The 24,922-nt window shown below is 66.0% G+C and carries 21 protein-coding genes and 2 pseudogenes; 14 read left to right on the forward strand and 9 right to left on the reverse strand.

The features are described 5' to 3' along the window. Window positions 1–125 precede the first annotated feature (125 nt). A pseudogene (locus FHT08_RS14280) lies at window positions 126–1,398 on the reverse strand (alpha-L-arabinofuranosidase C-terminal domain-containing protein). Between the two features lie 240 nt (window positions 1,399–1,638). Between FHT08_RS14280 and FHT08_RS14285 the strand changes: the two are divergent. Further along, window positions 1,639–2,688 carry an aldose epimerase family protein gene (locus FHT08_RS14285; protein ID WP_166775505.1) on the forward strand — a complete coding sequence of 350 codons (1,050 nt, stop codon included), beginning with the start codon at window positions 1,639–1,641 and terminating at the stop codon, window positions 2,686–2,688. A gap of 52 nt (window positions 2,689–2,740) precedes the next feature. Here the strand turns inward: FHT08_RS14285 and ccsA are convergent, their stop codons facing one another. Further along, entirely contained in the window at window positions 2,741–3,532 is a 792-nt protein-coding gene (ccsA, locus tag FHT08_RS14290) for a cytochrome c biogenesis protein CcsA (RefSeq protein ID WP_104538218.1), read from the reverse strand. Between the two features lie 80 nt (window positions 3,533–3,612). On the opposite strand from ccsA, the gene FHT08_RS20155 reads away from it, so the two are divergent. From FHT08_RS20155 to rplS, 8 genes are all read left to right on the forward strand, one after another. Then, window positions 3,613–3,735, forward strand: a complete 123-nt coding sequence (locus FHT08_RS20155; RefSeq protein ID WP_016901490.1) for a hypothetical protein — start codon at window positions 3,613–3,615, stop codon at window positions 3,733–3,735. A 111-nt stretch (window positions 3,736–3,846) separates the two neighbouring features. Continuing rightward, the gene (gene ffh, locus FHT08_RS14295; RefSeq protein WP_046342053.1) at window positions 3,847–5,223 is read left to right on the forward strand and encodes a signal recognition particle protein; all 1,377 of its coding nucleotides are present in this window, start codon (window positions 3,847–3,849) and stop codon (window positions 5,221–5,223) included. Window positions 5,224–5,455: 232 nt separating this feature from the next. Beyond that, a complete protein-coding gene (locus FHT08_RS14300; protein ID WP_166775506.1) occupies window positions 5,456–6,526 on the forward strand; it encodes a nitronate monooxygenase in 1,071 nt (356 codons plus the stop codon). Then, entirely contained in the window at window positions 6,517–7,314 is a 798-nt protein-coding gene (locus FHT08_RS14305) for an aminotransferase class IV family protein (RefSeq protein ID WP_166775507.1), read from the forward strand. The genes FHT08_RS14300 and FHT08_RS14305 overlap by 10 nt, the downstream gene beginning before the upstream one ends. 97 nt (window positions 7,315–7,411) lie before the next feature. After that, entirely contained in the window at window positions 7,412–7,672 is a 261-nt protein-coding gene (gene rpsP / locus FHT08_RS14310; protein WP_011036396.1) for a 30S ribosomal protein S16, read from the forward strand. A 44-nt stretch (window positions 7,673–7,716) separates the two neighbouring features. Further along, window positions 7,717–8,229 carry a ribosome maturation factor RimM gene (rimM, locus tag FHT08_RS14315; protein WP_166775508.1) on the forward strand — a complete coding sequence of 171 codons (513 nt, stop codon included), beginning with the start codon at window positions 7,717–7,719 and terminating at the stop codon, window positions 8,227–8,229. A gap of 63 nt (window positions 8,230–8,292) precedes the next feature. Further along, entirely contained in the window at window positions 8,293–9,051 is a 759-nt protein-coding gene (gene trmD / locus FHT08_RS14320; RefSeq protein WP_039520068.1) for a tRNA (guanosine(37)-N1)-methyltransferase TrmD, read from the forward strand. A 144-nt stretch (window positions 9,052–9,195) separates the two neighbouring features. After that, complete coding sequence (gene rplS, locus FHT08_RS14325; protein ID WP_005989873.1) at window positions 9,196–9,603, forward strand: 50S ribosomal protein L19; 408 nt, start codon at window positions 9,196–9,198, stop codon at window positions 9,601–9,603. A gap of 327 nt (window positions 9,604–9,930) precedes the next feature. Here the strand turns inward: rplS and FHT08_RS14330 are convergent, their stop codons facing one another. Further along, window positions 9,931–11,406 carry an MATE family efflux transporter gene (locus tag FHT08_RS14330; RefSeq protein WP_166775509.1) on the reverse strand — a complete coding sequence of 492 codons (1,476 nt, stop codon included), beginning with the start codon at window positions 11,404–11,406 and terminating at the stop codon, window positions 9,931–9,933. A gap of 315 nt (window positions 11,407–11,721) precedes the next feature. On the opposite strand from FHT08_RS14330, the gene FHT08_RS14335 reads away from it, so the two are divergent. Next, on the forward strand, window positions 11,722–12,129 hold the full coding sequence (locus FHT08_RS14335; protein WP_016903197.1) for an RNA-binding S4 domain-containing protein: 408 nt from the start codon (window positions 11,722–11,724) through the stop codon (window positions 12,127–12,129). 533 nt (window positions 12,130–12,662) lie between these two features. On the opposite strand, the gene katG is transcribed toward FHT08_RS14335, so the two are convergent. Together katG and FHT08_RS14345 are read right to left on the reverse strand one after the other, a co-directional pair. Beyond that, complete coding sequence (gene katG, locus FHT08_RS14340; protein ID WP_166775510.1) at window positions 12,663–14,909, reverse strand: catalase/peroxidase HPI; 2,247 nt, start codon at window positions 14,907–14,909, stop codon at window positions 12,663–12,665. 432 nt (window positions 14,910–15,341) lie between these two features. Continuing rightward, window positions 15,342–15,965 carry a DUF937 domain-containing protein gene (locus FHT08_RS14345; protein ID WP_208409067.1) on the reverse strand — a complete coding sequence of 208 codons (624 nt, stop codon included), beginning with the start codon at window positions 15,963–15,965 and terminating at the stop codon, window positions 15,342–15,344. Between the two features lie 78 nt (window positions 15,966–16,043). Here FHT08_RS14345 and FHT08_RS14350 point away from each other — a divergent pair, with 78 nt between their 5' ends. Both FHT08_RS14350 and FHT08_RS14355 read left to right on the forward strand, forming a co-directional pair. Then, a complete protein-coding gene (locus FHT08_RS14350) occupies window positions 16,044–16,739 on the forward strand; it encodes a YafY family protein (protein ID WP_104538210.1) in 696 nt (231 codons plus the stop codon). 57 nt (window positions 16,740–16,796) lie between these two features. Beyond that, window positions 16,797–17,441 (forward strand): glutathione S-transferase family protein, encoded by a 645-nt coding sequence (locus FHT08_RS14355; RefSeq protein WP_104607293.1) that lies wholly within the window; start codon window positions 16,797–16,799, stop codon window positions 17,439–17,441. A gap of 43 nt (window positions 17,442–17,484) precedes the next feature. Here FHT08_RS14355 and mutS read toward each other — a convergent pair whose 3' ends face one another. Continuing rightward, window positions 17,485–20,040, reverse strand: coding sequence for a DNA mismatch repair protein MutS (gene mutS / locus FHT08_RS14360; RefSeq protein WP_343204157.1), 2,556 nt, complete (start codon window positions 20,038–20,040; stop codon window positions 17,485–17,487). Between the two features lie 863 nt (window positions 20,041–20,903). Here mutS and FHT08_RS20060 point away from each other — a divergent pair. Continuing rightward, window positions 20,904–21,254: a hypothetical protein gene (locus FHT08_RS20060; RefSeq protein ID WP_243849048.1), complete on the forward strand. Its 351-nt coding sequence runs from the start codon at window positions 20,904–20,906 to the stop codon at window positions 21,252–21,254. A gap of 28 nt (window positions 21,255–21,282) precedes the next feature. On the opposite strand, the gene FHT08_RS14370 is transcribed toward FHT08_RS20060, so the two are convergent. Then, the gene (locus tag FHT08_RS14370) at window positions 21,283–22,257 is read right to left on the reverse strand and encodes an AraC family transcriptional regulator (protein WP_343204161.1); all 975 of its coding nucleotides are present in this window, start codon (window positions 22,255–22,257) and stop codon (window positions 21,283–21,285) included. Window positions 22,258–22,349: 92 nt separating this feature from the next. On the opposite strand from FHT08_RS14370, the gene FHT08_RS14375 reads away from it, so the two are divergent. Continuing rightward, window positions 22,350–23,591 (forward strand): MFS transporter, encoded by a 1,242-nt coding sequence (locus FHT08_RS14375; RefSeq protein ID WP_166775513.1) that lies wholly within the window; start codon window positions 22,350–22,352, stop codon window positions 23,589–23,591. An 86-nt stretch (window positions 23,592–23,677) separates the two neighbouring features. On the opposite strand, the gene FHT08_RS20065 is transcribed toward FHT08_RS14375, so the two are convergent. After that, complete coding sequence (locus FHT08_RS20065; RefSeq protein WP_104538207.1) at window positions 23,678–23,869, reverse strand: hypothetical protein; 192 nt, start codon at window positions 23,867–23,869, stop codon at window positions 23,678–23,680. 201 nt (window positions 23,870–24,070) lie between these two features. Continuing rightward, a pseudogene (locus FHT08_RS14380) lies at window positions 24,071–24,700 on the reverse strand (methyl-accepting chemotaxis protein); the annotation flags it as partial. Between the last annotated feature and the right edge of the window lie 222 nt (window positions 24,701–24,922).

Below are 24,922 nucleotides of genomic sequence, written 5' to 3' on the forward strand. Positions count from 1 at the left end.
TTTGATTAAATTAGTTTTTGTTCGATTAGATAGTTTATTTTTGAAGGGGCGCATAGCGCCCCTTTTTTTTGGAAGATGCTTCTGCAGATGATTTGATGCCTGATGTTGTAATTTACTTTCAGGCTTCAGTATAAAATCTCTCGATATTCCAGTTTCAGTATCACAATCGAACGCGCCGGCAACGCGATAGTCACCGCGTTGCCTTGCACGCGTGCTCCCTTGAACGCCTTAGGTTCCACCGCGTACGGCTGCATAAAGGTATTGAGCGCAGTGATCGCCGGCCCGGTCAGAATCTGTCCGGTCACTCCGCGCGCCGGGAGCCCATCACCTGTACGCTGACGCTCGCGGCCGACGTCGCATCCAGATTGGTCAGGGCGATAGAGACGTGTTCATCCCTGGTCTTGACAGCCGAGCCGTGCACTGCGGGCACGTGGACATCGCCGTGGCGAGACTCGGGTGTTTGCAGGCGTAACGGCAGTTGGGTGGCGTCCTGGTAGGGCGTGTACAGCGCGAACACATGGTAGGCGGGCGTCAGCACCATCTTGTCGCCGTCGGTGAGGATCATCGCCTGCAGCACATTGACCATCTGCGCGATGTTGGCCATACGCACGCGCTCGGCATGTGCGCTGAAGATATCGATGTTCAGCGCGGCCATCAGCGCATCGCGCAGCGTGTTCTGCTGATGCAGGAGCCCCGGGTTCGCATCCGGCAGCCCGGCGTACCAGGTGCCCCATTCGTCCACCATCACTGCGACCTTCTTGCCCGGGTCGTAGCGGTTCATGATCGCGCTGTGTTTGCTGATCAGCTCGTCCGTCACCAGCGTGCGCGACAGCGTGTCGATCCAGGCGGCTTCGTCGAAGTCCGTGGACCAGGCGCGTGGCGGCCAGCCACCTGGCACGGTGTAGTAATGCAGGCTCAGGCCGTCCATCAGCGTGCCGGCCTCGCGCATCATCACCCCTGTTCAGTGGTAATCTTTGTTGCTGGGCCGGGCGTGATCTTGAGGATCTTCTGATTGACGCTGACCGGGCGTTTGCCCGGCGCACCGACGCCATCGCGCCAATGGTATTCGTCAGCAAAACAGCCGCCGGGCCAGCGGATGTTGGGCACCACAATCGCCTTCAGTGCGGCCAGCACATCGTTGCGATAGCCGCGCGTATTGTGGATGGCCGAGTCCTCGCCGACCCACACCCCGCCCTAGATGCCGGTGCCCAGATGCTCGGCAAACTGGCCGAACAGCTGCCGCGACACCTGCGCACCGGGCTGGTCCACGCGCAGCGTGCCGGTCACCTTGACCTCAGCCGCAGGGGCGGCGAGCGCGCTGGCGAGCAAGGCTGCGCCAACGACAGCCTGCAACAGCCGTCCCGGTGAGATTCGCAAGGCGGGGGAAATCCATTGCATCGGCTTGGCGCTCCTGTGCTGATCGATCGAGGGGATCACACGCCGCTGCGTGGCGAGCGCGTCGCTAGCCTAGTGCCTGCAATGGCGGCTTGTCGCTGCACCGCGATCAATCAGCCGAGCGCTGGCGCATGCCTTGCCGACATGGTCATCGCATCGCACGCCAGGATGTGCGCCGGGGCATGGTCGTCGACCGCGCTACCCCGCTATGCTCGCCAGCTTCCAGTATCGGCGGGACGATCCATGCAGCGAGTGTTCGGGCAGTTGCCAGGCGGTGTCGACGTCCATGCGCTCACGCTGCGCAGCGATGCCGGACTGGAGGCGGAAGTACTCACTTACGGCGGCATCCTGCATGCGCTGCGGCTGACCACCGAGCACACGGCGGTGCCGTTGCTGCTGGCATTGCCGGATCTGCCTGCGTACGCCGCCGATTGCGACAGCCTCAACATCCTGGTCGGCCGCTTCGGCAACCGCATCGCCGGTGCGCGCTACACGCTGGATGGCGTCACCCGCACGCTGGCGGCCAACGAAGGGCGTAACCAGCTGCACGGCGGCCTGCGCGGCTTCGGACGGCGCGTTTGGAGCGTGCTGGAGCAGGCGCAGGATCAGGTGCTGCTCGGTTACGACTCGCCCGATGGCGAGGAAGGCTACCCCGGCAATCTGCAGGTGCGCGTGCGGCTGCAGTTGCGAGGACGCAGCCTGCAGCTGGACTTCCAGGCGCAATGCGATGCCGCCACCCCGTTGAACCTCACCCATCACCCCTACTTCAACTTATCCGGCGACCCGCATCAGCGCGCCGCGCTACAAGTGTTGCGGGTGCCGGCCGATCGCTATCTGCCGGTGGATGCCGAATCGATCCCGACCGGCGAGATCGCACCCGTCGCCGGCACGCCGTTCGATTTCCGCCATGCTGCAGCGTTGGCCGAGAACATTGATCCGTCGCACCAACAGGTGGTGCTCGGCAAGGGCTACGACCAATGCTTGGTGCTGGCCGCCGGGGCCGATTGCATTGCCGAGCTGTACTCGCCGCACAGCGGCGTGGCGCTGCGCATCATCAGCGACGCGCCGGCGGTGCAACTCTACGAAGGCCAGCATCTGGACGACCACCATCCCGGACTCGGCCGTGGCGTCTGCCTGGAGCCGCAGGACTATCCGGATGCGCCCAATCACCCCCACTTCCCGTCGACGATCCTGTGGCCCGGGCAGGTCTATCGCCGCCGCATCGCCTACCACTTCGCCAACCCGGGGCCGGATCAGCCGTGGGCGGCGGTAAGCGCTGCGCTGGACGCCTGAGCGCGGGTATCGCAACGACGGTGAGGCCCGCAGGTTCCTGAAGCCAACGCGGTCAGCGCGGCCCCAGGACCAGTTCGATCACGAACTTGCTGCCGAAGAACGACAACACCAGCAGCGCCATCGCGGTCAGCGTCCAGTGCACCGCCTTGGTGCCGCGCCAGCCGTTGCGCCAACGGCCGATCAGCAGTGCACCGAACACGATCCACGACAGGATGCTGAGTACGGTCTTGTGCAGCAACCGCTGCGCCAGGAAGTCCTGCACGAACAGCAGGCCAGTCAGCAGGGTCAGGCTCAGCAACACGAAGCCGACCGTAATCGTGCGGAACAGCAGCGTCTCCAGCTCGGTCAACGGCGGCAGCGCGCGCAGCCAGGTGTGGAAGTCGCGCCGGCGCAGGGCACGCTCCTGCAGCCACAGCATGATCGCCAGCAACGCGGCGATGCCCAGCGTGGCGTAGGCCAGCAGCGCCATCCATGCGTGCAGTTCCAGCCGCCAGCCCAGGTCCGAGCTCGGTTCGTGGCCGTAAGCGTGATAGCAGGCCAGCAAGACCGCCGACAGCGGGAACACCACCACGCCCACCGCCGCCATGCGTCCGCGCGCGCCGAACACGGCCGTCAGCGCGGCCATGCCCAGGCCGCACAGCGATAGCGCCGCGAAGAAATGCATGTCCGGCCCGCCGGCGGTGCGTAGCGCCACCAGCACGTGATACCCGGCGTGCAGCGCCACGGCCGCCAGCGCCGGGATCAGCCAGCGTGCAGGCGCCTGGTTGCCATCGCGCAGCACCGACCGGGTGAGCAGCGCCGTGGCCAGCAGATACAAGGCGAACGCGATGAGAACGATTGTCATCGTGGAAGTTTCGCATATTGGGGGCTGGGAATCGGGAATCGGGAATCGGGAAAAGCAGTTGCGAGCTGCGGGGGCTGGAGATGGACTGGCGTGCGGGGGCGGTACGCGCGCGGGCAGGGGGCTTACCGCTGGCACTGCAGCTGCCGTTGCTGTTGCTGGCGCTGCTGCTATGGCTGGCCGTGCGCATTGCTGCGCGTTGGTGAAGCTGCTTGCGGGTCGGCTTCGCCGGTCGGGCGGCGGGCGGTCGCTGGGGCGGCTGGCTGGCCGGTGCCGCTATAATCGACGCCCGTTTCCCCTCACGCGGTCCCTTGCGCATGTTCGAGTCCCTTACCCAACGTCTCTCCGGCACCATGGAGCGCCTGCGCGGCCGCGGCCGCCTGACCGAGGAGAACATCCGCGAAGCCACCCGTGAAGTGCGCATCGCGTTGCTCGAAGCCGACGTGGCGCTGCCGGTGGTGCAGGCGCTGATCGAGCGCATCAAGGTACGCGCGGTCGGTCAGGAAGTGCTCAAGTCGCTGACCCCGGGCCAGGCGCTGATCAAGATCGTCCGCGACGAGCTGACCGCCGTCATGGGCGCGGCCGCCACCGACCTCAACCTCAACGTGCCGGCGCCGGCGATCATCCTGATGGCCGGCCTGCAGGGTGCGGGCAAGACCACCACGGTCGGCAAGCTCGCCAAGCACCTGAAGGAAAAGCGCAAGAAGAAGGTCATGGTGGTCTCGGCCGACGTCTATCGCCCGGCCGCGATCGAGCAGCTCAAGACCCTGGCCGAGCAGGTCGGCGTGCTGTTCTTCCCGTCCGACGCCTCGCAGAAGCCGGTCGACATCGTGCGCGCCGCCATCAGCGATGCGCGCAAGTCGTTCGCCGACGTGCTGCTGGTCGATACCGCCGGCCGCCTGGCGATCGATGCGGCGATGATGGACGAGATCAAGGCGCTGCATGCCGCGGTCAATCCGACCGAAACCCTGTTCGTGGTCGATGCGATGACCGGCCAGGACGCGGCCAACACCGCCAAGGCCTTTGGCGAGGCGCTGCCGCTGACCGGCGTGGTGCTGACCAAGACCGACGGCGACGCCCGTGGCGGTGCCGCGCTGAGCGTGCGTTACATCACCGGCAAGCCGATCAAGTTCGTCGGTACCGGCGAAAAGACCGACGGCCTGGACGTGTTCCATCCCGACCGCGTCGCCAGCCGCATCCTGGACATGGGCGACGTGCTGTCGCTGGTGGAGCAGGTCGAGCACAGCGTCGACCAGGAAAAGGCCGCCAAGCTCGCCGCCAAGGTCGCCAAAGGCAAGAAGTTCGACCTCAACGACATGAAGGAACAGCTCGAGCAGATGCAGAACATGGGCGGCATCCATGGGCTGATGGACAAGCTGCCGGGCATGGGCCAGATCCCGGACAACGTCAAGCAGCAGGTCACCGGCAAGGAAGTGCCGCGCATGATCGCGATCATCAATTCGATGACCAAGAAGGAGCGCCGCAACCCGGCCCTGCTCAACGGCTCGCGCCGCGCCCGCATCGCCCGCGGCTCCGGCATGCAGCCGGCCGATGTCAACAAGCTGATGAAGCAGTATCAGCAGATGGAAAAGATGATGGGCAAGCTGGCCGGCGGCGGCATGAAGGGCCTGATGCGCAACATGAAGGGTATGATGGGCGCCATGGGCGGCCGCGGCGGCATGCCGTTCCGTTGAGTTTCGAGCGGCGACGCGCGCGGTGAGTGTCTCACCAGGCGCGCCTGGCGTTGAACTTGCCGGCTGTCAGCCGGCGCTGCAGTCGGGCGCTGGCTGGACGGTGCGGGCGTGGCGCAGCGATCTGTGATCGCAGGGTCGTTGGATTGATCGCGCATTCCGCCTGCATGCGCCGAGCGGACGTTGGATGCACGCGCGGGTACCATGGCCTGATCATGACTTCAGGGCGCGCACGATGGGTTCGTTTTCGCAGATCGACGCCTTCCAGCGGCGTTTTGGTTTAGGCCTTCCCATCCTGCTCAGCCCCATGGCCGGTGCCTGCCCGGTGCCGTTGTCGGCGGCCGTTGCCGATGCCGGCGGCATGGGCGCGATGGGCGCCGTGCTGTCGCAGCCGCAGGACATCGTGGCGTGGATGACGGCGTTTCGTGAAGCGAGTGCCGGGCCTGCCCAGGTCAATCTGTGGATTCCCGATCCGGCACCGGTGCGCGATGCCGCTGCGGAGGAGCGCATGCGCGCGTTTCTGTCGCACTGGGGGCCGCCGGTGCCCGAGGCGGCGGGCGATGCAACGCCGGCCGACTTCGATGCCCAGTTCGAGGCCTTGCTCGCTGCGCGGCCTGCCGTGGCCTCATCGATCATGGGCGTGTTTCGGCCCGATCAGGTTGCGCGGCTGAAAAGTGCCGGCATTGCCTGGTTCGCCTGCGCCACCACGCTGGACGAAGCGCGTGCGGCCCAGGCGGCCGGTGCCGATGCGGTGGTTGCGCAGGGTGCCGAGGCCGGTGGGCATCGCGGTGCGTTCGACGCCGGTCGGGCCGAGCGGCAGATGACCGGGTTGTTCGCCTTGCTGCCGCGATTGGTCGATCATCTGGATCTGCCGGTGATCGCCGCAGGCGGCATCGCCGACGCGCGCGGCATTGCCGCGGCGCTGATGCTGGGCGCAAGCGCCGTGCAGGTCGGTACCGGCCTGCTGCGCACGCCCGAGGCCGCGCTACCGAACGCCTGGGCCGATGCCCTGGCCCAGGCCGAACCGGAACAGACCCAGCCGACCCGTGCATTTTCCGGTCGGCTGGGGCGTGCACTCGCGACGCCCTATGTGCGTGCTGCCATCGCCGCGGAGGCGCCGGTGCCGGCGCCGTATCCGGTACAGCGCGCGCTGACCGCACCGATGCGTCAGGCCGCCGCGCGCGACAACCGCCTGGACGCCATGCAGGCCTGGGCCGGCCAATCGGCCTGGATGGCACCGGCACAGCCTGCCGCGCACTTGGTGACCCGGTGGTGGGCTGAAGCGCAGGCGCTGTTGTGCCGCTGATCTTCTGCAACGGCGCAGTGGCGACAGCGCAGCAGTTGGGCGCGGCCGCATTGATCAATTACGGCCACTTCACCACGCTGCAGGTGCGCGCCGGTGCGGTACGCGGGCTGGACCTGCATCTGCAGCGGCTGCAACACGACGGCGCTGCCTTGTTCGGTGCATCGATCGACGAGGCATCCCTGCGCGCCCAGTTGCGCGCTGCGTTGTCGGCCGCGAACTGCGAGGACGCCAGCGTGCGCATCACCGTGTTTGCGCAGGATTTCGACCTGCGCGATCCGTCGCGCCAGCTTGCACTCGATGTGCTGATCTCCATCGCGCCTGCAGCCCGAGCGCCGGCCACTGCGCTGCGCGTGCAGCCGGTCCATCATGTGCGCGAGCAACCCCGCCACAAGCATGTCGGCACCTTCGCGCTGCTGCATCTGCGTCGCCAGGCCATGGCGGCCGGCTACGACGATGCATTGCTGATCGACGCGCACGAGCATCTGCTGGAAGGCGCCTTCTGGAATCTGGGCGTGTGGCAGCAGGGCAGGGTGGTGTGGCCGCAAGGGCCGGCGCTGCCCGGCACCCAGCAGCGTCTGCTGCAGGCCGGCCTGCAAACGCTCGGTATCCAGCAGGAGTTTCGCCCGGTCATGCTGAGCGAACTGGGCAGCTTTGATGGCGCGTTCAGCTGCAACGCGCGCGGCCAGCAGGCGATCGTGCAAGCCGGCCCGGCGTCATGGCCGGCGCGGGGCGCGCAGCTGCCATTGCTGGAACAAGCCCTGCAGACCCAGGCCTGGCAGGGGATCTGAGCGATTCCGGGGTGACTTGGCTTCGCCGCCGGAGCCCGCTATAATCGCTGGCTTACCGCGCCACTCTGGCGACTGGGCAACTCAGGAAAACGACACCATGGTCAAGATTCGACTGACCCGCGGCGGCGCCAAGAAGCGTCCGTTCTACCACATCATCGTGACTGACGTGCGCAGCGCGCGCGACGGCCGCAACATTGAGCGTCTGGGTTACTACAACCCGGTTGCGCAGGGCGCAGAACCGCGCGTCGTGCTGGACGTTGCACGCGTCGACCATTGGGTCGGCCAGGGCGCACAGCTGACCGACAAGGTGCGTAACCTGTATCGCGAAGCATCCAAGTCCCAGGCCGCTGCGGCCTGATTTTGGAGGGCCGGGCGTCACCGCCTGGTCCAGAGTCGACGCAGATGAAGCCGACCGAGCGCCGCATCCTGTTAGGCAGGATTGTCGGCGCTTTTGGTGTCAAGGGCGAACTCAAGCTCGAATCCTGGACCGAGCCGCGCAGTGCGATCTTCCGGTACCAGCCGTGGATCGTACGGGCGCCCTCGGGGCAGGAATCGGTTGTGAGCGGCGTACGTGGGCGCGATCAGGGCAAGAATCTGATTGCGGTGTTCCCCGACGTGACTGACCGCGACACCGTCGAAGCCATGCACGGAACCGAGATTTACGTCGCGCGCAGCGTGCTGCCGCCACCCAGGCCCGATGAATATTATTGGGTGGATCTGGAAGAGCTGCAGGTGGAAACCGTCGAAGGCGTCAAGCTCGGCACGGTGTCGCACCTGTTCTCCACCGGCTCCAACGACGTGATGGTGGTACGTGGCGATCGCGAGCGGCTGGTGCCGTTCGTGCTGCCGGATTTCGTCAAGTCGGTCGACTTCGAAGCCAACCTGATCGTGGTGGACTGGGATCCGGATTTCTGATCGGAACGGCGCATCGCTCCGCTCTTGCTTTACCCATTCCCCAATCCCGATTTCCGATTCCCTGTGCGCATCGACGTCATCAGCCTGTTCCCCGAGTTCATCGCGCAATGCGCGGCGTTCGGTGTGGTCGGGCGGGCGCAGGAGCGTGGCTTGCTGGAATTGCAGGGCTGGAATCCGCGCGAGCATGCGCAGGGCAATTACCGCCGGGTGGACGATCGTCCGTTCGGTGGCGGGCCCGGCATGGTGATGCTGATCGAGCCGTTGCGGGCCTGCCTGGACGCGGTGCAAGCGGCAGACGCGCGTCCGGCGCCGGTGATCTATCTCAGCCCGCAGGGGCGGCCGCTCACCCAGCCGCTCGCTCGCGAGCTGGCGCAGTTGCCACGCATGGTGTTGCTGTGCGGGCGCTACGAAGGCGTCGACGAGCGCTTTCTGGCGCAGGCGGTGGATATGGAAATCTCCATCGGCGACTACGTGTTGTCCGGTGGCGAGCTTGGCGCGGCGGTGCTGGTGGATGTGGTGACGCGGTTGCAGGAGGGGGTGTTGAACGACGCCGAATCCGCTGCCCAGGACAGTTTCGAAGGCCCGCAAGGCCTGCTCGACTGCCCGCACTACAGCCATCCATCGACCCATGACTGGGGCGATGTGCCGGAGGTACTGCGCTCGGGCAATCACGCTGCGATCGCGCGCTGGCGTCGGCAGCAGTCGCTGGGCCGGACCTGGTTGCGTCGCCCGGACCTGCTCGATGAGGCCGGGTTGGACAAGAACGATCGCCGCCTGCTGGACGAGTTTCGCCGCGAACTCGCTCCGGGCGACGAGAAATAAGGGCTCACCCCTAGCTCTTGCCACTTTGGTTGGGGTATAATGTGCGGCTTGCTGGCCAGCCTTGCGTCTGGCCCTCCTACGAACCTCGAGCAATCGCCGTGCGGCGACTGCCGGTCCAATATCACCAGACACGCGGTGCCCATCATGAGCAAACTCAACAAGACCATCCTGGCTGACTTCGAAGCCGCCCAGATTCAGCGCAAGCTTCCCGAGTTCAACCAGGGCGACACCGTCGTGGTGAACGTCAAGGTGAAGGAAGGCAACCGCGAGCGCGTGCAGGCCTATGAGGGCGTCGTGATCGGTACCAAGAACGCCGGCCTGAACTCCGCTTTCACCGTGCGCAAGATCTCGCACGGCTTCGGCGTCGAGCGCGTGTTCCAGACCCACAGCGCCATCATCGACTCGGTCGAAGTGAAGCGCCGCGGTAAGGTGCGCGCCGGCAAGCTGTACTACCTGCGTGGTCTGGAAGGCAAGGCTGCCCGCATCAAGGAAGATCTGGCCGCCGCTGCACAGGCCAAGGCCGCTCGCCAGGCTGCTGCCAAGGCTGAGTAAGTCACTGGCAGGCTTGCCCTGCTGTTGCCAGACGGCCGCCTTCGGGCGGCCGTTTGCGTTGTGGGAATCGGGATTGGGGAATCGAGATTAGGGATTCGCCGGTTGTGCGTACGCGATGCTCATGGGTTTGCACGTGAGCGCGCGGTTGCTGCGCAGTGGGCGGAACCTCCCTGTAGCGCGCCGGTAACCGGTTGCGTCAGTGGGGCCCGGCCGATTACGCACGAGCGTCCGTGCTGCATGGATCATCTCAACACGGCGTCCGGCTCCTGCTTTCGCGCGTGATGTCGGCCGGTGTGACAGCGCGCTACCCGGCTGGGCCAGCGGACGTCAGTGCCGCCGGGGCTGCGGCGCGCCTGCGATGGGCGCGGTGTCGGCAACCGGCGAGGCCGGATGCGCCTGCACTTCGGCGGCGGCGGCCAGTTCCGCAGGATCTGCCGGCGTGGTCAGCATGCGTGCCTTGCGCCAGCCGCCCCAGCGGTAATACGCCAGCGACAGCAGCATCGAACACAGCGAACTGATCGGAAGGCTCCACCAGATGCCATCGGCTCCCAGGTACGGAATCAAGGCATTCGCCAGCGGCACGCGCACACCCCACAGACCGAACGCCAGGATCAGCAGCGGCGGGATCACTGCACCGGTGGCCCGCACCACGCCGGAAACCACAAAGCTCACGCCGAACAGCAGGAACGACCAGATACCGATGTGATTGAGATGCCGCGCCACCTCCAGCGTCGGGCTGTCGCTGGGCAGGAACAGCGCCAGCGTCCAGCGATCGAACACGATCAGCAGCCCGATCAGCACGCCGGTCATCAGGAAGTTGGCCACGATGCCGGTGCGTGCGGTCGCATCCACGCGCGTCCACAAGCCGGCGCCCACGTTCTGCGCGGCCATCGTCGAACACGCCGCGCCCAGCGCCATCGCCGGCATCTGCACATACGTCCATAGCTGCAGCGCCGCGCCGTAGGCGGCTGCGGTGTCGGTACCGAAGCCGTTGACCAGCGTCATCATCGCGATCATGGCCAGCGAAATCAGCACCATTTGCAGGCCCATCGGCACGCCTTTGACGATGAGCGCGCGCAGGATCGCCGGCGCGATGCGGAATAGGTGCAGATCGGCGCGCCCCAGCCACAGCACATGGCGTTTGCTGCGCAGATACAGCAGCAAACCGCCCAGTGCCACCGCCTGCGCCAGCAACGTGGCCCAGGCCGCACCGGCGATGCCCAGCGCCGGGAAAGGACCCAGACCGAAGATCAGCAGTGGGTTGAACACAATGTCCAGCACCACCGACACCAGCAAGAAGCGGAACGGCGTGCGGGCATCGCCGGTACCGCGCAGTGCCGCCGACAGGAACGCAAACACATAGATCAGCGGCATCGCCAGGAAGATGACCCGCAGGTACTCCTCGGCCAGCGTCTGCGATGCCGGCGGTGTGCCCATCGCGGTCAACAGATGCGGCGCCAGAAACCAGCCGAGCACCGCGATCAGCGCCGACAGCCCGCCGAAGAAACTGGCGCTGGTGCCCATGACCTTGCGCGCCTGTGCGATGTCGCGCGCGCCCATCGCCTGGCCGATCAGGATGGCCGAGGCCATGCCGATGCCGAACACCGAGCCGATCAGGAAGAACATGATGCTGTTGGCATTGGCCGCCGCAGTCAGTGCCGCCTCGCCGAGGTAGCGGCCCACCCAGATCGCATTGATCGAGCCATTGAGCGATTGCGCGATGTTCCCCGCAAGGATCGGCATCGCGAACAGCAGCAGATTCCTGCCGATCGGGCCTTCGGTCAGGACAGCGGATTTGGGCATCGCAGACGGGCCGTGGTGCAGAAGCTGCGAACACTAGCACTGGCAGGTGTGAGGCGCGCTGTCGCCAGGCAAATAGCAACTGCCGCAGGAGCGTGAAGCCGCCAGGCCGATGACACGACGCACGCTGTGCGGGTCAGTCTGTATGAGTCAGCCAGAGTGTGGAAGGTAGGCTGTACTTAGACGGCAGCGACGCTTGAGTTACAGCGGGCTTGCCCAGATATTTCCCGCTCAACGCAGCCCGTTGCGACGCGCCGATGCAGTGGCGATCACGGCAGCGGCCCGCAGCCCTTTGGAACCGACGGCAAGCACAACGCAATGACTCAACTGGTGGAACAAGCGACGACGGTCAGGCTGGATGTCTGGCTGTGGGCGGCGCGCTTCTTCAAGACGCGCAGCCTGGCCAAGACGGCGGTGGACAACGGCAAGGTGGACGTCGCCGGCCAGCGGCCCAAGCCCTCGCGCACGCTGCGCAGCGGCGAGCAGCTGCGCATCGACCGCGGCGGCGAGATCTTCGAAATCACCGTCGCCGCGCTGAGCGATGTGCGTGGCCCGGCACCGGTCGCACAGACGCTGTACGTGGAAAGCGATGCCTCACGCGAGGCGCGTGCGCAATGGCGGCTGCAGCGCGCCGCCGAACGCACCGGCTATCGCGCACCCGAGGGCAAGCCGGACAAGCGCGCACGCCGGCTGATCAACGCGCTGGGCGATATCGACGCGTTGTAGCGCTGCGTGGTTGTCCGCTGCGAATTGGATGGTGGAAACAGAAACGCCTGGATCTCCGTCGTGTCGTTCACTCAAGAAAGAACGGCGCTTCCCGATTGAGGTTGGAAGCGCCGTTTTCTGTTGCGGTGTGCGATGTATCCAGGTGCAGAACCGTCGATCAGAAGCTTGAGAACGGCTCACAAGACCTGGCCGGCGGTCGCGTGGTGGCGGTGTTGCCCACGTTTGGCGCCAGGTAGGTGGTGCAAGCCGCACAGTAATCCGACCAGCGCATCATGCTCTGCTCCTAACCAGGCACACCGACCATCTCGACTGGTCCTTGTCCGCTCACCGTCGCGGGACCTTACGCGGCATGGATGCCGCGTAAGAGCCTACATGGACGTACTTGCGGCGTGTCCTGCGATGGTGGGCGGGCAAGGGCCTTGCAGCCAAACCGCAGACCCGCCGCTCCACTGACGTCTTCAGTGCCGAGTCGATCTGTTGCGTGTGGTTCAACACTGCTGGAGGCGCACGCACGAGGGCGTGCGCCTTGCCACTCACGCCAGATCGAAACGATCCAGCTGCATCACCTTGGTCCAGGCGGCGACGAAGTCCTGGACGAACTTCTCCTGTGCATCGGCACTGGCATAGACCTCGGCCACCGCACGCAGGATCGAGTTGGAACCGAACACCAGATCCACGCGCGTGCCGGTCCACTTGGCTTCGCCGGTGCTGCGGTCGTGGCCTTCGTAGACCTGCTTCGATTCGGAGGTGGCTTTCCACTCCGTACGCATGTCGAGCAGGTTGGCGAAGAAGTCGTTACTCAGCACGCCGGGGCGGGTGGTGAACACGCCATGGCCGGAGTCGCCGACATTGGCGCCGAGCACGCGCAGGCCGCCGACCAGCACGGTCAACTCGGGCGCGGTCAGCGTCAGCAGCTGTGCCTTGTCGATCAGCAATGCCTCCGCGGGCACCGCATAGCGCTGCTTGGCGTAGTTGCGGAAGCCATCGGCCACCGGTTCCAGCACCGCGAACGATTCGACATCGGTCTGCTCCTGCGAGGCATCGGTGCGGCCGGGTGTGAACGGCACGGTGACGCTGTGACCAGCGGCCTGTGCGGCACGTTCGACCGCGGCATTACCGGCCAGCACGATCAGGTCGGCCAGCGATATCTGCTTGCCGCCCGACTGCGCGCCGTTGAAGTCGGCCCGGATACGTTCCAGCGTGCCCAGCACCTGTGCAAGCTGCGCGGGCTGGTTGGCCTGCCAATCCTTCTGCGGTGCCAGACGGATGCGTGCGCCGTTGGCGCCGCCACGCTTGTCCGAACCGCGGAAGGTCGATGCCGAGGCCCACGCGGTGGACACCAACTGCGCCACGCTCAGGCCGGAATCGAGGATGGTCTGCTTGAGGGCGGCGGCGTCCTGCGCATCGACCAGCGGGTGGTCGACGGCCGGCACCGGGTCCTGCCACAGCAATTCTTCGCTCGGCACCTCGGCGCCCAGGTAACGCGAGCGCGGGCCCATGTCGCGGTGGGTGAGCTTGAACCAGGCGCGGGCGAAGGCGTCGGCGAACTGGTCCGGGTGTTCGTGGAAGCGACGCGAGATGGCCTCATAGGCCGGGTCGAAACGCAGCGCCAGATCGGTGGTCAGCATGGTCGGCCGATGCGTCTTCGCTGCATCGTGCGCGTCGGGAATGATGGCGTCGGCATTTGTGGCCACCCACTGGTGCGCACCGGCCGGGCTCTTGCTCAGTTCCCACTCGAACTTGAACAGATGGTCGAAGAAGTCGTTGCTCCACTGCGCCGGGGTGGTGGTCCAGGTGACTTCCAGGCCGCTGGTGATGGTGTCGGCGCCCTTGCCGCTGCCGTAGCGGTTGTGCCAGCCCAGGCCCTGGCTCTCCAGCTCGCCGGCTTCCGGCTCGGCACCGACGTTGTCGGCCGGGCCGGCGCCGTGCGTCTTGCCGAAGGTGTGGCCGCCGGCGATCAGCGCCACGGTCTCTTCGTCGTTCATCGCCATGCGCGCGAAGGTGTCGCGGATGTCGCGCGCGGCGGCGACCGGGTCGGGCTTGCCGTCCGGGCCTTCCGGGTTGACGTAGATCAGGCCCATCTGCACGGCCGCCAGCGGATTTTCCAGATCGCGGGTGTGCGGCACTTCGCTGTCGTCGTCCTTCACCAGCACGCCGTGCGCTTCGTCCACGCCCGGCGAGCCGCGCGAGTAGCGCTCGTCGCCGCCCAGCCACTTGGTTTCGCGGCCCCAGTACAGGTCCTGATCCGGTTCCCAGGTGTCTTCGCGGCCACCGGCAAAGCCGAAGGTCTTGAAGCCCATGCTTTCCAGCGCGACGTTGCCGGTGAGGATCATCAGGTCGGCCCAGGAAATCGCCTGGCCGTACTTCTGCTTGATCGGCCACAGCAGCCGGCGCGCCTTGTCCAGGCTGACATTGTCCGGCCAGCTGTTGAGCGGTGCGAAACGCTGCTGGCCACGACCGCCACCGCCACGCCCGTCGCCGATGCGATAAGTGCCGGCGCTATGCCAGGCCATGCGCACGAACAGCGGGCCGTAATGGCCGAAGTCGGCCGGCCACCAGTCCTGCGAGTCGGTCATCAGCGCATGCAGGTCGCGCTTGAGCGCCTCCAGGTCCAGGGCCGCGAAGGCCTTGGCGTAGTCGAACGCCGCATCAAACGGATTGGAGCGCGCGGAGTGCTGGTTCAGCAGGTCGACGCGCAACTGCTGCGGCCACCAGTCCTTGTTGGTGGTGCCGTTGCCGACGACGGTGTGATTGAACGGGCATTTGGCTTCTGTGGTCATCGCTCTCTACCTTCGTTGCGCGGGGCGCGGCCCGGGTAACGGGACGGACGCCGGAAAAAGACTGGCCTGGATTCGCCCGGCGGCTCCCTGCGGCGGCGCCCTGAGGGCGGGACGACGGAGCGGACGTGGAGCGGAACCGGACCGGTTTCGGTAGAGGCAGACTATCGGTAACCAGGCGGTTGATAAAATTGATTGATGAAAATACTGCGATAGATGGCCTCAATCGTCATGCGGCTTGCTTGCGGGGCACTCGGCCTGGCCGCTGCGCATCGATCACACGGCCCTGTCGAACGCTTTCGCGTTGCCGGCATCACGGCCACCGCGCCGCCGGTTGCCCGAGGAGCAGGGCGAACCCCACGGCATCGGAGGCGATGCCGTCGCCGCGGGAGGGAGCGGTGTGCTGCGGCGAAGCGCCCAGGCAGCGGCGGTACCTCAGCGCTTGCCGAACAGCCCGCCGCCCAGCTTGAGCAGGTCGCCGACGCCGAGCTTGCCGTCGCCGTCCTGGTCGAACACGCTGCTCAGTAGGCCGGACAGGCCGCTGTCGGCATGGACCTGCTGCCGCTCCTGGCCGAGCGCCTGGCCGAGTTGTCCGGCATCGGCGGTGCCGCCGCCGCCGAGGAAGCGCCGGGCCAGGAACGCCAGCACGATCGGCGCCAGGATCTGCAGCAGCTGGCCGGAGCGCTGGGTGTCCAGGCCGGTGGCCTGGCCGAGCCCGGCACTGGCCTGCGGCGCCTGGCCGCCGAAGACGTGGCCGAGGATGCCGGCGCCATCGGCCTGCGCGCCACCGCCGCCGAGCACGCTCTCGAGCAGGCCGCCGAGCCCGTTGCCGGCGGCGGCCGGTGCGTGGTCGCGCTGCAGCGCGCCAAGCAGGGCCTGGGCGCCTTCCGGTTGTTGCGCGTTGCGGCCCAGCGCCGCCAGCAGCAGCGGCAGGGCGGTGGCGACCGCGCGTTGCGCCTGCGCCGGGTCGACGCCGAGGCGATCGGCGATCTGCTGCACCGGCGCGCCCTGCAGCTGCGTGCTCAGTTCCTGGGTCAGAGAGGTGCTCATGGAAACCATTCCTGGGTCTGGGGTCGTTCGTGCGCACACTACGCCGCCGCCGGTTAGGAAGGGAGCAAAAGCCCTTATGCTGTCGCGATGACTGTGCGCGCCACCCGTCTGCTGCACCTGCTCGATGCCCTGCGCGGGCGCCGCCGGCCGGTCGTTGGCGCGGATCTGGCCGATGCGCTCGGGGTCAGCCTGCGTACGCTCTACCGCGACATCGCGACCCTGCGTGCGCAGGGCGCCGACATCCTCGGCGACCCCGGGGTGGGCTATACGCTGCGCCCCGGCTTCCTGCTGCCGGCGCTGAACTTCACCGCCGACGAGCTGGAAGCGCTCACGCTGGGCGCACGCTGGGTCGCGCGCCAGGCCGATCCGGAACTGGCGCAGGCGGCGCAGCGTGCGACCGCGCGGATCGCCGCCACGCTGCCGGCCGACCTGCGGCTGGCGATCGAGACCAGCGGCCTGCTGGTGCCGGACCTCGGGGACGCGCCGCCGCCGGCACCGTGGTTGCCGGTCCTGCGCCGTGGCATACGGCGCGAACACGTGCTGCGGATGAAGTATGTCGATGTCGGTGGCCAGGTGTCGCAGCGGCAGATCTGGCCATTCGCGATGGCCTTTCTGGGCGGCCACGGCATGATCGCCGCCTGGTGCGAGCTGCGCGGCGATTTCCGCCACTTCCGCGCCGACCGGGTGCGGGCGCTGGCCGACGGCGGCGAGCGCTATCCCTCGCGCCGCCCGCTGCTGATCCAGCGCTGGCGCGCGGCAACCGGCCACGGCGTCGGCTGCTGACAGCGGGTGTCAGCAAGGGTCGCCCACACTGGCGTCTCTTCCCAGCGGAACCCGGCCATGGCCATCGATTACGTGCTGTACACCCACCCCCTGTCGCGCGGCCGCGTTGCGCGCTGGATGCTGGAGGAAACCGGTCTGCCGTACCGGCACGAGATCCTCGACTACGGCGCGGACATGAAGACGCCGGCCTATCGGGCGATCAATCCGATGGGCAAGGTGCCTGCGCTGGTGCACGGCGACACCGTGGTGACGGAGAACGCTGCGATCTGCGCCTACCTGGCCGAGCAGGTGCCGGAGCGGCAGCTGGCGCCGCCGCCGGGATCGGCCGCGCGCGGGCCGTACTACCGCTGGCTGATGTTCATGGCCGGCCCGTTCGAGGCGCTGCTGACCGCCCGGCAGAGCGGCACCCTGGCGCCGTCGCACAGTGCCGGTTACGGCAACGAGGCCGATCTGCTGCACACGCTCGAAACCGCACTCGAGGGCCGCCAACATCTGGCCGGCGAGCATTTCACCGCGGTCGATCTGTACGTCGCTGCTTGCCTGGGTTTCTACCTGCGCATCGGCGCGCTGGCCCCGCGCCCGGCCTTCGTGGCCTTCGCGCAGCGCCACGGCACGCGGCCGGCGGCGCGGCGCGCCCAGGCCATCGACGACGGCCTGGGCGCCGCGCATCCGAACCCGCACCCGCCTGCCGCCCCGGTGTGAGCGGCCGGCCTGCGGTCCGGCATGCGGACTGCAGGCCTTGGCGTCACAGCAGCGCCTTGAGCCGGTATAGCGCTTCCAGCGCCTGCTTGGGGCTCAGCTCGTCGGGGTCTAGCGCCGCGAGCGCTTCCTGCGCGGCGCTGGCCTGCGGCGCGAACAGCCCGAACTGCTGCGGCGCATCCAGCGCCTGCGGCGCCATCTCCGAGGCATGGCTTTCGCCGCCGCGTTGTTCCAATTCGGCCAGGCGCCGCCGCGCCTGGGTCACGGCGGCCTTGGGCAAGCCGGCGAGTGCGGCCACCTGCAGGCCGAAGCTGCGATTGGCCGGGCCGTCCTTGACCGCATGCATGAACACCAGGCGCTCGCCGTGCTCGACCGCGTCCAGGTGCACGTTGGCGATGCCGCTGGCACCGCCGGCATGCGATTGGTCGGCCAAGGCGGTGAGCTCGAAGTAATGCGTGGCAAACAGCGTGTAGCAGCGGTTGCTGTGCGCCAGGTGGCGCGCCACCGCATCGGCCAGCGCCAGGCCGTCGTAGGTAGAGGTGCCGCGGCCGATCTCGTCCATCAGCACCAGCGATTGCGGCGTGGCGTGGTGCAGGATGTAGCTGGTTTCGGCCATTTCCACCATGAAGGTGGATTGCCCGCGCGCAAGGTCGTCGCCCGCGCCGATGCGGGTGAGGATGCGGTCGATCGGCCCGATCACCGCGCGGCTGGCCGGCACATAGCTGCCGATATGCGCCAGCAGCACGATCAGGGCGTTCTGGCGCATGTAGGTCGATTTACCACCCATGTTGGGGCCGGTGATGACCAGCATGCGACGGTCGGCATGCAACTCCAGATCGTTGGGTTCGAACGGTTGGTCGCGCACCGCCTCCACCACCGGGTGGCGGCCGCGTTCGATACGCAGGCAGGCTGTGCTGTCCAGTTCCGGACGTGACCAATCCAGTGCCTGCGCGCGTTCTGCAAATCCGGCCAGCACGTCGAGCTCGCTCAATGCACTCGCGCAACGCTTGAGGCCTTCCAGCTCGTCGCCGAGTGCGTCGAGCAGGCCTTCGTACAGCAGCTTTTCGCGTGACAACGAGCGCTCGCGCGCCGACAGCACCTTGTCCTCGAAGCTCTTGAGTTCTTCGGTGATGTAGCGCTCGGCGTTGGTCAGCGTCTGCCGGCGGCTGTAGTGCAGCGGGGCCTTCTCGGCCTGGCCCTTGCTGATCTCGATGTAGTAGCCATGCACGCGGTTGTAGCCGACCTTGAGCGTGGCGATGCCGCTGCTGGCGCGTTCGCGCTGTTCCAGGTCGATCAGGAATTGATCGGCATTGGTGGACAGGCGGCGCAACTCGTCCAGATCGGCGTCGTAGCCGGTGGCGATCACGCCACCGTCGCTGAGCTTGAGCGGTGGCTGTTCGGCCACCGCGCTGATCAACAGGTGCGCGGTGGCATCGTGCTCGCCGAGTTCGGCATACAGCGTCTGCAGGCGGGGCGAATCCAGTGGCGCGAGGATCGCGCGCACCTTCGGCAACAGCGCCAGGCCATCGCGCAAGGTGGAAAAATCCCGTGGGCGCGCCGAGCGCAGGGCCACGCGGGTCAGGATGCGTTCCAGATCGCCGAGCGCGCGGAAGGCCTCGCGCACGTCGGCATCGGCGCCGCTGTCGATCAGCGTGCCGACCGCGTGGTGGCGCTGCACCAGCACCTCGCGCAGCCGCAGCGGACGGTGCAGCCAGCGCCGCAGCAGGCGCCCGCCCATCGGCGTGACCGTGCTGTCCAGCACCCCGAGCAAGGTGTTGCGGGTGTCGCCATCGACGCGTGTGTCCAGCTCCAGATGCCGGCGCGTGGCCGCGTTCATCGAGATCGCCTCGCTGGCCACTTCCATGGCGATGGAGGTCAGATGCGGCAGTCGCTGTTTCTGGGTTTCCTCGACATAGCCAAGCAGCGCGCCAGCCGCCGCGGTGGCGCAGGGCTTGTCGTCGATGCCGAAGCCGGACAGGTCATGCAACTTGAAGAACGCCAGCAGCTGGCGCCGGCCGCTGTCGGCGTCGAACAACCACGGCGGCCGCCGCCGCACGCCGACGCGGCCGCGCAGGAACTCCGGCCAGTTGTCTTCGTCGGGCACCAGCAGCTCGGCCGGTTCCAGGCGTGCGATTTCCGCTTCCAGCGCGTCCACGCTGTCCACTTCGTTGACCAGAAAACGCCCGCCGGCCAGATCGGCCCAGGCCAGGCCATAGCCTTGCTTGCTGCGCGCGATCGCCATCAGCAAGGTGTCGCGGCGCTCGTCCAGCAGCGCCTCGTCGGTGACCGTTCCCGGGGTGACGATGCGCACCACCTTGCGCTCGACCAGGCCCTTGGCCAGCGTCGGGTCGCCGATCTGTTCGCAGATCGCCACCGACTCGCCCAACGCCACCAGCCGCGCCAGATAGCCCTCGTAGGCATGCACCGGCACGCCCGCCATCGGGATCGGCGCACCGCCGGAACTGCCGCGCTGGGTCAGGGTGATGTCGAGCAGCCGTGCGGCCTTGCGCGCATCGTCGTAGAACAGCTCGTAGAAATCGCCCATGCGGAAGAACAGCAGCAGGTCGGGGTAGTCCGACTTGGCGGCGAAAAATTGCTTCATCAGGGGTGTGTGCTCTACAGCCCCGCTGGCGTTCTTGGTTTTTTCTTTTGTGTCAGTGTTTTGCAAGAAATGTTCTTCCGGGATGTGGCGGTCGATCAGGGTCGGTAGCGGCGAGTAACGGTAAATTGTGTTGCGGCGCTGGTGCGACGACCCTCTAAACGAGTGAAGCGATGTTGCGACGAAACGGACGAGGCGTTGGAATGGAACAGGATGTTGCGACGCAACCAGGGGCTGCCTCAAGTCGGCGCGGACTCAAGTTTAAGCTCACCCACCGGCAAATCCTTGAGCTGTCCGTCGAGAGGGTGCCGGCCATGGGACCCAGTGGGCGCTTGGCCATCGGGTCGAGGGCATGAAGAAGCAGTAGCTGCAGTCACGGGCGCGTTCTGGCAGCAAGCATGGCGGTGCTAGCGCAGGACAGGGGAAATCTTCTTCAGCGGATTGGGCGGGCCATCACCGGGGCTCCGCAGGCATCAAGGGACAGGGCCAAGAGCCTGTATCTCGACCTGCAAGGCACCTACTGGGACCTCGACCAAAACGAACTGGCGGGCGCGCGACACATCCGAGCCGGGCTGGCGTCCACGGCTTCGGCGGCTACCACACCTGCGATGCGAGGCTGACTGCGTCGACGCGGTCCAGCTATCGGTTGAGAAAGACCGAGCGAGAGCAGCGCTTGATATGGCGAGTGGCTGATCGATACGAAGCGGAACGGCCCCAACGGCATCACCGCTCAAGAGCCGCAAGCCATTGAGCGCAAGTATGGGGCGGCCCTCGATGCAAGGGCGCAGCGCTTCCGTGGCCTTCAGCGTTTTGCCGTTCGCCCCACCATCGTGGATCAGCCGTCCTATGACCGGCAACGCGGCATCTTGGACATCTACGTACCGATTCCTTGGATTGCCGGATTCCAGGTAGAGGGCATCACCGGCGAGGGGTCTGTCCCGACCGGTGCTCGCAGTGAGCGATCTATTTGGACACCCCGGCATGCCGGGCACTTTCATCTTTCGATCCGCATGAGCGAAAGCGAGGCAACCGGAGTGCTTAAGCAAGGCAGGGACGCAAAAGACGATCTGCTGGTCTTTGAGGTGGTATGCGTTTGGATGGAGAACGCAGGTCCGCGCGCACAGGTTGAAGTTGCGCGCGTCCAGGTGGGTTACCGGAACGAGGTCATCGGCGTGGACCTGACCAAACAAAAGAAGAGGAATCGTGATGCGGACTAGCAAGTTGGGTTGGGTTTCGGAATGCGTCCTACCGCTGGCGTTGTCGTCCTCGTCGAGTCGCGCCAGGAGAGTGCCCCATGACGCGTTTGTAGGCGCGACTAAATGCTGCCTGCGACGCATAGCCGAGACGCTCTGCCACTACCTCTATGGACAGGCTTTGCTGAGTCAACCATTGACTCGCCAACTGCATTCGCAGCTCAGTCACGTAACGCAGGGGCGCGGTTCCAATGACGGTCTGGAACCGGTCTGCAAAGACAGAACGTGAAATGTTTGACTCTGCAGCCAGTGCGTCGACGGTCCAATCGCGTCCGGGGTCTTTGTGTAGGGCAAGCAGCGACGGCGATAGACGAGGGTCGCGCATGGCCATGACCAGGCCTGAGGCTCCTTCGCAACCGCGCTCGACCCAGTCACGGACGATCATGGCGGCGACTGCATCCGCCAGCCGGGCGAGTATTCCAGCAAATCCAATACGTCCTGAGCACACCTCGCGCTTCATCGCGTCGACCAGCGGCAACAGCCCAGGAAACCGAGCGGCGTTGCCATCGGCCAACATCACGGTCGGCATCAACGTGCTTAACCCATGCATGCCACCTAGATCGAACACCATGCATCCGTGGAAGAGCACAGCGCTTGGCACGGGATGTGTGCTCGGGCACGTGTCGATGCCGCTCACCGCGTCACCCAGTGGGGCTGCGTCTATCGTTTCTAAGCACTGGACTGGATGGTCCTCGCCAGACAACAACGAGTGTCCTTCTCCGCGGGGAAGAAGCACGACATCCCCGGCGGTTAGAAGGTGTTGGCTGCCGCCCGCGCTACGAAGCATCGCATTGCCCACCGCCAGGTAGTGGAAGTAGGCATGCCCTGGCTTCAGGGGAAATCCAAGCCCAAAGGTCGGCCCGGTCTGAATGCGTCGGTATTGGACGCCATGTAACCGCATGCCGGTCAGCAGCTGGCTGATCAGATCGCTGGGCTGGGATGACGCGTGGCGTATTGAGTTAGCCAGGGGTTTCGATCAAAAATACAGGTCGGACAATCATAGATCATCCTGACTTGGCTCCATAGACTCTCGGCTGCACGATTGCACTGGGATCTTTGATGAGTAATGACGTAGTTGATGTCGCAGACGCGCCTGATCCGGTGACATGGGGCAGCGGGGAGCCGTCTTCATCGGCATGGGTGGCCGTGTTTTCGCTGGCCATGGGGGTCTTTGGGCTGCTCACGGCCGAATACCTGCCTGCCAGCCTGTTGACGCCAATGGCGGCGGATCTGGGTGTGTCGGAGGCGCTGGCCGGTCAGGCAGTGACGGTCACTGCTGTGGTGGCCCTGTTCGCTGGCCTGCTTGTGCCTCGGCTGACCCGTTCGATGGACAGGCGCCTGGTGCTGTTGAGTTTCACAGGTTTGATGCTCCTGTCCAACGCCTTGGTGGCGTTGTCTTCCAGCATGGGTGTTCTTCTGGTGATGCGAGTCCTTCTGGGCGTCGCGCTGGGTGGTTTCTGGAGCATGGCAGCGGCCGTTGCCATGCGGTTGGTGCCGCCACAGCGCGTGCCTCGCGCGCTTTCAATCATCTTCAGCGGGATTGCGGTCGGCACGGTGGTGTCCGTTCCGCTGGGGAGCTACCTGGGCGGGCTGCTGGGCTGGCGCAGCGCCTTTTGGGCTGCGACGGCGGTAGGTGGCCTCACTTTTGCGTTCCAGTGGTTCACGCTGCCCCGAATGGCCCCGCGCAAGGCCGCACTCCCAGAGTCGGTGGTGAGGCTCTTGCGCCGACCAGGTGTGACGGTCGGAATGCTGGGCTGCGTTCTGGCGCACACCGGTCAGTATTCGCTGTTTACCTATATCCGCCCAACGATGGAGAGCCTGGGGCAGATGAGCGCCGACGGCCTGGCGCTGATTCTGCTCGGATTCGGTGTGGCGAACTTTGTCGGCACACTACTGGCCGGCTGGCTCATGGAGCGCAGTTTGAAAGTGACGTTGGTGATCATGCCTGCCCTGGTTGGCGTAGCCGTTCTCGGCATGGTCCTGTTGCCGGTGGGTATTGGCGGGCTATCGATCCTTGTCTCGCTCTGGGGTCTGGCCTTCGGTGGCGTACCCGTTGCCTGGTCGAGCTGGGTCGCACGTGCGGTGCCCGACCAAGCCGAGAGCGCCGGCGGGATGGTAGTGGCCGCGGTGCAGTCCTCTATCGCGGCGGGGGCCGCTTTGGGCGGCCTGGTGTTCGGGCTGGGGGGCATCGTTGCAGTCCTCATCGTTGCCGCGGCAGTGATGCTCCTCGCTAGCCTGCTCATTGCGTTCCGAGTCAGGGTGAGCTCGCCGACGCTCTCGGCAGGTCCGTTTCATATCTAGCCCACATCCACCTTTGGGTGGCCACAGGGTCGCTAAGTACGCCTTGGACCTCGGCCGAACAATGTGCCGCCCAGCCCGGCAGCCTTTCAAAGAATAAAGTTGACGTCACTCTGACGGGCAACTGGGTGCCGAGCATGCGACGCCAAGACCAGGCCCAAGCGTCGCTGACACTCTCGAAAAGCAAGTGCAGATGCCGGCATGTCGCACGAATCAAAAGTTGTTGCTTGCGCATCCCAGGCTGCCAGCAGGGCTTCCAGGTCACTTATGAGTTTCTGCATTCAAGCCCTTTGATGCGCAAACGGTAGCCTTGCGTCTGGTCTGGCATGCGGAGCAAGCCTACTTAGCCACTATGTCGGTGCTGTTAAACCCGCTCAGCGAATTTATAGCGGACACGACAATGCAGGACAAGCGGTTGCCATCGCTTGGTCCTGCGGAATGATGTGTCGTATCAGAACCCAATGAGCCCAGGTTCCTGGGCCCACGCGTCCGACAATCTCCGCAAGCTGTGCGGCGGTGGTATTGGCGTCATTGCGCATCTGCGCGAACACACCCTTGAACTCGCCGGTCATTCGCGCGGTCAGGTCTCCTGCCGCGCTGGAATGCAGCAGCGAGGACAGCGATTGCAGGTTGCTGTCTGCGGTGGCCATGAGCAGGTTCAAGCGCTCCACCATGATGCGGAAATCGTATTGGAAACGATCGGCATCGCCGCGCGCCGTGAAGTCACCGATGGCGGCGGCCTGCGCCAGCTGCTTGATCTCGATATTCCTGGCGGACAGGTTGGCCTTGACCTCGTCCATGGTTTGGGAGAGCACGGCCTTCTCACCGGGCAGGCGCTCCATGCTCTCGCTCGGCTCGCCGATGGCATAGCGGCCCATGATCCGCGCAAGGTTGGACTGCACGGCCAGGTGGGAGGCCACCAGGGTATTGGTGGCCTCGGCCTTGCGGCCGTAGTCGCCCGGGAAGGCCTGTGCATCCATGCGGAAGCCGGTCTGGCCTTCATCGTGGCGCTTGGCCATGTTTGACCGGGCGGACATCAGGCTGCGTATCTGCGTTTGCATGACCTGCATTGCCTGGAGCAGGCGACCTGGTGCGTCTTGTGCTTTGGTCCGAGCGTCGCTACTGCGTTTTCTGGGACCGCCGATGGTCACCCTTGGCGAGGCTGGCGCAAAGAAAAGCTTATCGGCAACGGCGAAGCCGATCGAGGTTTGCACACTCGAATAGTTGGCGGCATGGAGTGATCGCAGCAGACGAATGAGCGATCGTAGGCCTGCCTCTGTTGCTAGGCGGGGCTGACAGCGCCTGTGCTCGACACATGGCATGTAGCCATCCAG

Origin of the sequence: Xanthomonas sp. CFBP 8151, from assembly GCF_011761885.1 — a bacterium.
In the GTDB taxonomy this organism is placed as follows: Bacteria; Pseudomonadota; Gammaproteobacteria; order Xanthomonadales; family Xanthomonadaceae; genus Xanthomonas; species Xanthomonas arboricola_B.